This window comes from Pseudomonas migulae NBRC 103157, from assembly GCF_002091715.1.
Lineage (GTDB): Bacteria > Pseudomonadota > Gammaproteobacteria > Pseudomonadales > Pseudomonadaceae > Aquipseudomonas > Aquipseudomonas migulae_A.
The window spans coordinates 452,095-463,301 of the sequence record NZ_BDAG01000001.1; the positions used below are offsets into that span (position 1 = coordinate 452,095).

General features: G+C 57.9%; 5 protein-coding genes and 1 pseudogene. 2 read left to right on the top strand and 4 right to left on the bottom strand.

From position 1 onward, the window contains the following. The 3 genes from PMI01S_RS02145 to PMI01S_RS02155 are packed head-to-tail and all read right to left on the bottom strand — an operon-like array spanning position 1 to position 7,180. Entirely contained in the window at positions 1-2,724 is a 2,724-nt protein-coding gene (locus PMI01S_RS02145; RefSeq protein ID WP_084317799.1) for a putative virulence factor, read from the bottom strand. Continuing rightward, complete coding sequence (locus PMI01S_RS02150; protein WP_084317800.1) at positions 2,721-5,786, bottom strand: virulence factor SrfB; 3,066 nt, start codon at positions 5,784-5,786, stop codon at positions 2,721-2,723. Before PMI01S_RS02150 ends, PMI01S_RS02145 begins: the two co-directional genes overlap by 4 nt. 17 nt (positions 5,787-5,803) lie before the next feature. Next, on the bottom strand, positions 5,804-7,180 hold the full coding sequence (locus tag PMI01S_RS02155) for an SrfA family protein (RefSeq protein ID WP_084317801.1): 1,377 nt from the start codon (positions 7,178-7,180) through the stop codon (positions 5,804-5,806). A gap of 266 nt (positions 7,181-7,446) precedes the next feature. Here PMI01S_RS02155 and PMI01S_RS02160 point away from each other — a divergent pair, with 266 nt between their 5' ends. Beyond that, complete coding sequence (locus PMI01S_RS02160) at positions 7,447-8,661, top strand: aldose 1-epimerase family protein (RefSeq protein ID WP_084317802.1); 1,215 nt, start codon at positions 7,447-7,449, stop codon at positions 8,659-8,661. Between the two features lie 5 nt (positions 8,662-8,666). Here the strand turns inward: PMI01S_RS02160 and PMI01S_RS02165 are convergent. Beyond that, positions 8,667-9,212: pseudogene (locus PMI01S_RS02165) on the bottom strand (ATP-binding protein); the annotation flags it as partial. 40 nt (positions 9,213-9,252) lie between these two features. Here PMI01S_RS02165 and PMI01S_RS02170 point away from each other — a divergent pair. After that, a complete protein-coding gene (locus PMI01S_RS02170) occupies positions 9,253-11,013 on the top strand; it encodes a recombinase family protein (RefSeq protein ID WP_084317803.1) in 1,761 nt (586 codons plus the stop codon). The last annotated feature ends 194 nt before the right edge of the window (positions 11,014-11,207 follow it).

Genomic DNA, 11,207 nt, shown 5'->3' on the forward strand with positions numbered 1-11,207 from the left:
TTATCTCGCTGCGAAGGCTGTGAGCACGTGGCCCAGCCGTTCGTTCTGTTCAGGGGTGATTTCGCGACCGGCACCATGGCCGGCGTTGTCCTGCGTGATACAGGCCAGGCCCGAAAGCCAGTCGCCGAGATACCGTTGCGCCTGGTTCGCCGGCTGCGGCGGCAGCTCCGGCACCTCCGGCACCTGTCCCGGACCGATGTCGGTATAGAACGAGAACAAGGGCGCTTTGGCACCGGTCCGGCTAGGTGGGCGCTCGCTCACGGGTTTCTGGAGGTAGCCGAACCAGGACACGAAATCGCGCAGCACGCGTTGTACTTCCAGTACTTGGCGCTCGACCAGTTGATCGCGACGGGCACCGCTCTGGGCACGCTTGAGGACGGCGCGGCTCAGTTGCCCCGGCAAGTCCTGGCGATAACCGGCAGTGATCAGCTCGTCGACCACCGCTTCGAGCAAGGCTTTTTCAAGCCCCAGCAGGTTGAGCAGGCTTTGCCGGGTGGTCAGTTCGCGCAAGTGCGCGACCCAGGCCTTGAAGGCCGCTTTGGCAAAACGGTGTTCGTTGCTTTGCAGTTCCGGGACCGGCGTGTGGGGCTTGCTGCTGGCCGGTGTGCTGTCGGGGCTGGCGTCATCGCCGAAATCGAAATCAAAACCGGCGTCGTTGCCGTACAGGCTCTGGCTCGGTGTCAGGGCGACCGGTTCATCGCTGATCGCTGGCTCGTCATCGGTTTCGTACACGCCGCTGAGGTACAGGTCACGCACCTCTTCGCTCGGCATGTCGAGCTGATCGATGAGTTCGCCCAGCACCGCCGGACGTCGGCCCAGCCCCGTCAGAATCATCTGCGCCTGGGCTTTCTTGGCAGCGGCGGCGCCGTCACCGTCGGCGTGATACCAGGTGCTCAGACCATGCGTGGTCAGGCCTTCAAGGCATTCGTCCAACTGCTCGCGGATGCGCTGCAGTTTGAATTCGATATTGGCCACGCCCTTGAAACTGCCGCTGAAGTGACTGATGCCACCGTCATCGTTGCGCAGCATTTCTTTCCAGGTATTGGCGGGATTGTTGACGTGTTTGCACACCAGCGCGTTGCTCGCAAAGCTGGTGCCCAGGGCATCGACGCGTTCCTGGTAACTGGCGTTGATCCCGGTTTCGGCGCCGCTGGCGTCCTGGACGATGAACGCCGCGTCCATGCGCGGTTTGCGCACCAGGAAGGTGTTCTGGAACGGCGTGCCGGCCCAGTCGTTCATCCAGCTCAGGCTGCCGAAACGCTCCAGCATGGTCAGCTTGACCATGCCGTTCCAGCTCTCGTCGTACTGATCGGGCGTCAGGCTCAGGGAGTTGGTGATGCGCAAGTCGAGCATGGTCAATGCCCAGATCAGACCGGTGTCGCGTTTGCTGCGAGCGGCCGCGTCGGCACCCTGGGTTTTTTCGATCCAGCGCGTCAGCACCGGGCCAACGTCGTTGACGTCGCTTTGTTTGGTCGAGCCGGTGCACACCACCAGCGCGTTCATTTCCTGGTTGTCGGTGTAGCGTTCAAACAGGTACGCAACCTTGCCGCGCAGAATCAGCTGCGAGACGGAGTTGTCCTTGGTGGCGGACTCTGGGTCGCTGGAGTTGGCGATCTCGTGCAGCTTCTTGCGTCCGCGATAGCCGGGGAAATCGAGCAGGTCGACCTGGTTGACGATATCGTCCGCCGGGGCCTCGATCAGGCAGAACGTCATTTCAGCCGTGAGTGCCGCCAGTTGCGCGACGGGAATCCCCTGGCTGTTTTGCAGGCGTCCGTCGACCCATGGCCGCACGTCGATCGGCAAGTCCCGCGGGCTGCCGAAGCGCTCGAGGATGTCGACGTTCATGATGCTGTCGCGCTGGCTGTAAGTGTCGTTTTCGAAACTCACCAAGGCCGTCAATGGCGCGAATACAGTTTCGGGCAGTCCCAGCTTGTGCAGCGCGCCGGCCAATTGTTGATACACGCGCGTCAGCTCGCTTTGCTCACCCCAAAGAATGGCGAACAGCTCGGCACGTTCCTGGAAGTTCAGGCGTGGCGCGAGCTGCAAGGCTTTCGGCCAATACAGGTGCTCGAGTTTTTTCACCGAATTACGGAAGTTGTCACGCAGGTAGTCCCACAGCGACACCAGGTCGTCGGCGCTGACACCCGGCTGCATCGGCCCGGTCTCGCGGCCTTCGAACGGCTTGAGGGCTCGCTGGATGCGTTCTTCGTCAATCTCGTAGGAGATCCGTTCAAGGTCGAAATCCTTGAACCAGGAGTTGGCGAGAATCTTCGCCAGCTCGATTTCCTTGAACAGCGTCAGTTCCACCGGGAAATCCGGGTCCTGGCTCGGTGTGGCCCGCCGGCTGAAGCGCGTCACCAGGCCGGTGGCTTCCTTGCCGCCACCCACCGGGTTGATGTGCTTGATGAAGTCCAGGCGCTGGCCGCCGAAATCGGTTTCCAGTTTGCCGTTCTTCCCGGCCGCGAGGGCCGAGATCAGGTAGGACTTGCCCGCCTGGGACAAACCGAAAAAGCCGATGGTCATCGGCGTGCAGGCCACGCGACCGAGGCTGTGGGCCAGGTTGCGGGCGCGATGCAGGCGGATGTTCAGGTTGTCGGCTTCGCTGTCCAGACGTGGCGCGTTGACACGGGTCTGGCCAATCCATTCCAGCGCCTGACCGGCACCTTCATAAACAGCGGCCCAACGGGTAGAGAGCTGATGTTGATCGGGGGTCAGGTCATTCATTTGCGTTTCACACTTCCACTGTCGAGCCAGTACTTGGTCTCGCTCAGGCCGGCGTCGAGCATGGTGTTGAGTTCCAGCTCGAGGTCGCTGCGCGGGTTGAAGTTGACGTTGCTGCAGTTGGATTCGATGTCGCGTACCGAGAGGCGGTCGCTGACCAGATCCTGCTTGCGTGTGTACTTGTCCGCCGGTTTGACCTCGAAGCGCACCTTGAGCAGCGGCGCGCTGCCGTTTTCACCGATCGCACGGGAGAACTTCTCCCGACCGGCCTTGGTGAAACGCAAGGTGTACAGCGGCGAAGCGGCCCAGCGGTCGGCGGCCAACTGACGGAAACCGAGGCGCAGATCGCCGCGCATTTCCAGCTGAGGCGTGTCGGCGTCGTCGCCCGTGCCGATTTCCGGCAGTTTGATCTTGTAGTCTTCGGACTGAATGTCGCGGTACAGCACGTCGGCATCCTTGATCACGTTGTTCAGGTCGATAACGCCGATGTTTTTGACCGTCGAATACGGTTTGAGTGCCGAAGAGCGGAAGTAGAAGTTCGGCACACTGTGGTTGGCGCACAACAGGCACAGCATCGCGCCGACCGAAGCGGTGCTTTTCGGGTCGTCGATGCGGCCGTTCTTGTGGAACGGGTACCAGCCGCCGGTGCGGTAATTCTGCAACGCCAGGATGCGCCCCGGTGGCAGCGGCAAGACCTTGCGGATGAACGCCTGGATGCCGGGCAGGCGCGAAGGGCGGCCGGTCAGCAGCAGGACGTCGCACGGGTAGTGCGCGACCACTTCACACAGCGCACCGAGGATCTTGGTGATGTTGATCTGATCGTTGAGGAATGCGGCATGGAGCTTTTGCAGGTCGAAGCTGATCAACGATTCGTACAGGTCGAAGGCGCTTTGGCCGCCGACATCACGACGCACGGCGGCGTTGACGTAGTCGAGCACGGTCTGGCTGATCGCGTTGTCGCCCAGCAATTGACGGTACGTCCGGGTGCTCACTTCCTGCTGGTCTTGCGGGTCGTAATGCTCGTAGGCCTTGAGCAGCGCCAGGCCCAGCGGGGCGAATACCTGAAGGTTCAGTTGCTGGCGCAGGATCATGTCCTGGGCGCTGACCGATTCATCGCCACACAGCCGCGACATCAGCGAGACGGGCGATTTGACGCCTGAGATCTGCAAGGCTTTTTCGAAGCTCGGCAGGACGAAGTCCTGAATCACGTCCAGCAGAATGTCGTCGCCGGCCACTTTGAAGCCATCGCGAAAACGCTGCTCGGGCACGATGTGCACGTTGCTGCCGCTGCCGGTGTTGCCAGCGCGGTCGAGGCGATAGTCGGTGATCACCAGGTCGGTGGTGCCACCGCCGATGTCGATGGTCGCCAGGGTGATGCGTTCACGGTCGGTTTTGTCCGGCCGGGCGAGGGTGTCGAAAAACTCTTCCGGGTGCCCGGCGAAGTTCTCGTTGACCTCGGTGTACAGGTACACCAACTGGCCGCAGGAGGCTTCGTCCCATTCGACGCGGATGCTCGGGATCGGCGTGCGCGGGCTGACGGCCTGGTCCTGATGCGGGTCTTCCTCGCCGGCATGCCAGCCGAGGCTTTTCCACACCAGGCCGATGGCTTGCTGCATGCGTTCGTTGAGGATGCTGCGCTCGGCCTGCGGCATGCCCGGCGGCACGGTCAGGGTGATGCTGTTGAGCTGGCGCGGCACACGGGTGTGACCCTGGCGCGAGCGCTGGGCCGGGCTGTTGATTTGCGACAGCGCCTGGGCCAGGACCTCGGCGAGCATGAACGTCATCAGCGAGCTGCGCGAATAACGCGGCATGAACACTGGCAGACGATCGTCTTCTTCAAGACTGTAAAGCGCTTCGCCGGTTTCATTGATCAGGTGCGAGAACGGTGCGGCAGTGGCGTACGGCTCGCTGTCGGTCTTGATGTACGAACAGTTGAAGCGCCAGCCGTGGCCGTAGGCATTTTCGTCCCACAGGTAACGTTTCGGGCTGGACAGCCCGGTCGAGCCTTCGGTGCCGCGGCGACGGCTGGCCAGGCGGCTGGCCTCATTGCCGACGCGGGCAATCGTCGCCCACTGGAACGCATCATGCCGGCCGCTTTTGACCGAACAGTGGTCCTTGCCGAAATACGCCTGAGCGAATTCCACACGACTTTCGAACGGCTGATTGTAGGTGTGCTCTGGGGTGATCAGGTCACGCAGTTCCAGCACGTAATTCTGCTTCAGCCCCGAGCCGGCCTGGCCGTGGTTCTCGATCAGAATGCCGCAGGTGCGCGAGTTGCCGACGTCCAGCACCAGATCCACCGGGATCGGTTTGACCAGGCCATTGCTGTCGTTGGCCACCACTTTGAGTTCAGGAATCTCGACTTTCGGCCGGGCAGTCGACTGTTCCGCCGCCGATGGCTTGCTTAGCAGACTCAGCAAGTTGAGGTAGTGCGCCAGGTGATAGTTGGCGCGGATGTCGGTGTCCAGCTCTGCGCGCGAGCGGTGGGCATTGCCCTCGTTGAACACTTCGAGCAGCCATTCGTTGACCCACGGCTGGGCCAGGAACCAGCGGGTTTCGCTGGCCTTGGTCGCCAATTTGAAGGACACGCCGGAGCTGATGTCTTCTTCGTTCGGCGCCAGGTAAGCAGTGCCGTCACGCTTGGGCATCACGCGGCTGTCGAACGCCATCGTCAGGCGATGGGTGTTGCCGTCGATGTCGGGCGTCGCCAGTCTCACCAGGCGCATGCGCGACCAGTTGCTCGGGCCTTCGTCGAAACGATGTGGCGGCATGAAGCGGAAAAACGGCGTCGGCAGCCAGACACCGTCCAGCAGTTCGAGGCTGCTTTTCATGTCGACGCTGAACGCCGGTTTGGCCTTTTCGACCTTTTCTGGCTCCGGCTCGTAGAAAAAGAAGTCTTTCTCTTCGTTGTATGACAGGCGGCAGATCAACCCGCTGATCATCGGCGCGAACTCGCCCGCCGGTTCTTTGCGAGGGTCCAGGCGCAGGGCGAAATCCATGAACTGGATACCGGTGTCGCTGACGAGCGTGACGGTGTCTTCGAATTGGGTGACTTCAGGCAACATGTCGGGTTATTCCGTTCTTATTCGCCCATTTGCCGCATGGACATGGGGAATTGATCTTTTCCGTAACCGCCGGTGCAGTCCGCGACTGTGGTCGCTCCTTTGCGGCAATTGACCTTGGGCATGTCGTAAGTGCTGCCATCGGCGCACACGGCCTGGCCCTGGCTGTCGATGGCCAGGCTGCCGCCCTTCATAGTAGCGCTCACCGGCCCGGTGCATTTCGTGCCGTCGGCCTGGTGTACGGTGACTTCGCCCTTACCGTCCTTGAGTTGGTATTCCAGACGCAGCGGTTTGCCGGTCCGGCGGTCCTGAATACCGGCGCCGGCGCGGAACTGACCGTCGAGGAACTTGGCGGCACCGTCAGCGGCGTCTGGTGGAATGCTCAGGGGAGGGCCGGGTTTTGCGGCGGCGGATTTTTCGGCCTCGGGCGATGTGATATCCGGCGGCGCGGTTTTGTTTTCAGGCGGGGTGGCGGGCGATTCGGCTGCCGGGTCTGTGGCTGAGTCTTTGGCCAGGTCGGCCGGCGCTGCATCTGCCTCGTTGCCCTCGACCGCCGGCGCTTCCACTCCATGGGTTCCGGTCACGGCGGTACCGGTGCCGGTTCCAGTGGTAGAGCCTACAACGGTGCCCGTCACCGGAACGCCGTTCAGCGTCGTGGCATTGCCGGTCAGTTGCGGTTCTTCCAGCTGTTTTTCCACCGGCACGATGCCCTCAGGCAGCAGGTCTACCGCCACCAACGGAATCGGCACGCAACCACGCAGACCAAGCAACAGCCACAAAAGCAGTAGCAGGAACGGCAGCAGCAACAGCCACCACCAGCGACGCCACCACGGACGAGCAACCACCGGCACGACGGGTGCAACGACAGGCGCGGCTTCGACCACCGGGGGCAGCGTAAACGCGGGCGGAACCTGATAGAGGCAGTGCAGGGGATCGCGATTGCCGGTACCGGCATGCTCGAAACCCCAAAAGGTCAGCACCGGCTTGCCTTGCACCAGGTAGACGAAGTTCTCATCGGGGAAATGAATCACGCGCTTGAGCAGCTTGCCGAACACGGCTTTGTCGCCTTGCTGCTGTTCGCCGGATTCAGTGCCCAGGAAACGCTGGCTCAATTCCTCGAGCGCGGTTTTCAGCGCTTCAAGTTGGCGGCGGGCAGGAGCGCGTTCTTCTTCGGTCGCACTGCTCCACGGGATCACATCGCCGTCGAGGCCGCTGTACCAATCGATCTGATTACCGAGTTCATCGCTTTGAGGAATGGCCAGGTGATCGACCATCTCGGGGTTCTTGCGGCGAATCGCTTCGCGCAATTGCAGAGCCGCCCGGTAGACCGGTTGACCTGTTTCGCCCAGGGCTGTGAATGACCCGCTCTTACCGCTGCGTAATAGTGCCCCGCGCATCCAAACTCCATATGATTCTTCGCGCAAATGACGGGCGGAAATGCCCGTGCTTGCTCCTGCAATTAGCTGGTGACCTTAATGTCATAATGATGTCGCCGTCAATCTGGCGGCCAGCCAAAACCGCATGAGATTAGCGTAAGAGAGCGGGTGTTGCTTGAGGTCAATGTGTATTGGCCGACGAACGCTCGGGTGAGTGCATTTTTAATCTTGCTGAATCGTTTCATCAGCGCTATAAAAAATGCACAACTCCAAGAAAGGCTTACCCCATGACCCCGCTCAAATTCGTCGTGACTCTCGGCGTCCTCACTGCTGCCTCCCACGCCATGGCTTGGGATTACGTGCTGCTCGACACCGACAAGGCGGCGCAGAACTGGCAGATCACCAGCCAGCAACTCGGCGTGAAAACCGACAAACCTTTCTCCGTGACCTTGCGCACCTTGCACGGTGGTCGGCAGGAGGGTGTCAGCATCGTCGACATCGATAACGGCACAATGAAACTCTCGGTGGTGCCGACTCGCGGGATGAACGTTTTGCAGGCATCGGTCGGCAATGTGCGCATGGGCTGGGATTCGCCGGTCAAGGATGTGGTCAATCCGTCCTTCATTGAGCTTAACGGTCGCGGCGGACTCGGCTGGCTCGAAGGTTTCAATGAGCTGGTCACCCGTTGCGGCTACGAATGGGTCGGCCACCCTGGCGTCGATAACGGCGAACTGCTGACCTTGCATGGCCGTGCTGCCAACATTCCGGCCAGCACAGTCACGCTGCACATCGACGAAAAACCGCCTTATGCCATCAGCCTGCGCGGCGAATTGAAGGAACAGGCCTTCAAGAAAGTCGACTTCTCGGTGATCACCGAGCTGGTCACCGAGCCCGGCAGCGCAGCGTTCGCTCTCAACGATACCCTGATCAACAATGGCGACTATCCGAAGGAATATCAGGCGCTGTACCACAGTAACTTCAGCACGCCATTCCTGGAGCAGGGCGCGCGTTTCGTTGCACCGGTCAAGCAGGTGTCGCCGTTCAACGACAAAGCCAAAGGCGATCTGCCGGACTGGCAGACTTACCGCGCGCCGACCAAGGACTACGACGAAACGGTTTACAACGTGGTGCCGTATGGCGACGCCAAGGGGGACACGTTGACGGTGTTGCATAACAAAGCAGGTAGCCTGGGCGTTTCGGTCGGCTTTAACACTCAAACGCTGCCCGTGTTTTCGCTGTGGAAAAACACCGATACCCAAGGCCAGGGCTATGTCACCGGTCTCGAGCCGGGGACCAGCTTTTCCTATAACCGGCGCTATCAGCGGCCGCTGGGGCTGGTGCCGACGATTGCGCCGAAGGAGCACAAGCAGTTTCAGATCAGTTACAGCTTGTTGGCGGACAAGGGCGCTGTGGACCAGGCGCTGAAGCGGGTGAGTGACATTCAGGACGGGCGGGAAACCGAGGTTCGGCAGACGCCGTTGGTGGATCTGACGAAGGAGTGATTTCATCAGCTGGAGGTTGGCCGGTACTGCAGCGCTTCAGCCAGATGACCACGGGTGATGCCATCGACCTGCTCAAGGTCTGCGAGGGTTCGAGCGACCTTGAGCAATCGATGCGCAGACCTCAATGACAGGGTCAGTCGTTCGCACGCTGTTTCCAGCCAGGTTTCGTCGATTGTGGATAACGTGCAGTGTTTGCGCAGGCCCGGCAGATCAAGGAAAGCGTTCGCACAGCCCTGGCGTTTGTGTTGCCGCTCTCTGGCGTCGGCGACCAGCAAAGCGGCGGTGGCGGTGTCATCGCCGGGTTTGAGTGCAGGATTCAGCGCCGTGGCTTCCCGGGCGACCGTCAGGTGCAGGTCGATGCGGTCCAGCAGTGGCCCCGACAGTTTGTTGCGGTAGCGCTGGACCATGTCCGGTGTGCAGCTGCATTTGCCGCTGGGCTCGCCAAGATATCCACAGGGGCACGGGTTCATCGCCGCCACCAATTGAAAACGGGCCGGAAACCTCACGCGATCCTTGGCGCGGGAAATCACGATGTGCCCGGACTCCAATGGATGTATAATTCTCACATAATTTAATGACCGAGTTGTTGGTATGCCAAGCGCCTACGCATATGTTCGTTATTCGTCCACCGTTCAGTCCTCGGGTGATTCCGTCGATAGGCAGACCAGCCCGTTGAAAGCGTTCACTCATGAGACCGGCGTAGATGTTGTTGAAACGATCATTGATGAGGGCGTTTCATCGTTTCGTGGGGATAATGCAAACAAAGGGAAGTTTAAAGAAGTTTTATCTCGGATAGATCGTGGGATTATTCGACACGGTGATTACCTAGTAGTTGAGTCGATTGACAGGATTACGCGCCAGCGAGTACTTGATGGTGTGGAGTTGTTGCAGTCTATTCTGAAGAAAGGAGTCAGAATTTATACTACAACGGACTCGCGGTGCTATTCCTATGATGATCCTGATCGCGATTTTGAAACTCTAATCATGATTAGTCTGATTGCTAAGCGGGCAAATGAAGAATCGGAGATAAAATCAAGACGACGCAAGTCTGCTTGGAATAAAGCTAAATTGGCTGCTGCTGAAAATGGTAAAAAGTTCAATGCCCATAATCCACCATACGGCTATCGATATGATGGTGTGACTGATCAATTCGTTATTGTTGAAGATGAGGCGTCCGAGATACGCGAGATCTTTAAGTTACTGAAGACAATGGGTGTGTCGAATGCAACGAGACAGGTAAATTTAAACTCCAAAAGAAAGTGGACCAGTCGTCACGTCGCTTTGATGATAGAAAACAAATATCCTTTGGGTATGTTGATGTCGCAGAAGCGTAATGAAAAGAAAGAAAAGGTTTTTATTGAGTATATTGAAGAATATTATCCAAAAATAATAAGTCAGACATCATTCAATGATGCTGTCAGCTCAATGAGAAGTCGTAAAGACAGAAAGTATTACGGAAATACGACTATTGGAAGTACGAATATTTTTAGGCACGTAATAAAGTGCGCTGTTTGTGGCGAAACAATGATGTTCGAAAAGCAAAAGAATCAGAAGGGTGTGATGTACCCTTATTTTCATTGCTTCACTCGGAAGGAATTGAAGGGGCAGTGTGATCAACGGTTTAGGTTTGACTTGGCCTTTGGTATGCTTTTGCAAGCTATGCTAGTTATGCAGTCAAACGTACCGTCAGGTATTAGACGGGGCCGGATTGAGTTGAACAAGGAAGAGATAAAAAGGTGGGCGGAGATAAAACAACAGGCGTCATCTTTTGACGGTTACATTTTCCGGCGGTTCAAAGTTAATCCGGACGAGCTTTCGAAGCGTCGGAACGGTATGGCTGTGTTCGGCAATGATTTGAATTCGTTTTTATCTGATGATAAGACCTCACAAGAGGCCTTAGGGGGCGAATTGGCTGCCGCAACGGAAGTGCTGGCTGGGTTGCGGGCGAAGTATGAGAATTTTGAAAAATCGATTGATGGTTATGAAGGAAAAATCCCAATGTTTATTATTAAAAACATGGGGAATTTGGAAGCAGCGATTGATGAACAGATTGTTCTGGTAGATAAGCTTAGTAGTGAATATGGTTCGAGTGTCACAGATATCAAGTTGACCACTTATGAGGACGTGGTTGAGCGTTTTCGCACCGAGCAAGGTCGTTTGGAATTGAACCAGTTTTTCAAGGCGTCAGGGATCCAGTTCAAATTCAAGTATGATCGAACCGCCAGAGGAATTCATATGTGGGTCAGTCGTAGTGGGCAAGAAATCTTGAGCCTTTCCAGAAAGTTTCCATTTCATAAGCCGCTTGCTGATTTCGGCATTCCAAGATTAGCAGATCTTTATGAGCAAATATGAGATCTGCTTTTGATTTGCATATGACTTGATCGGCCAATTGCATTCGTATGGGTCGAACGAGAAAAAGTGCTTTGTCCAGTGGCTGCGCGATACGTTTACGCTATGATTCAAAATGTCTCTTTACTTCATACGCAGCCATATGCCAGCACTTGAATTTTGCGAGGGCAAGGTTAGTAATTTCATTCACACTATCC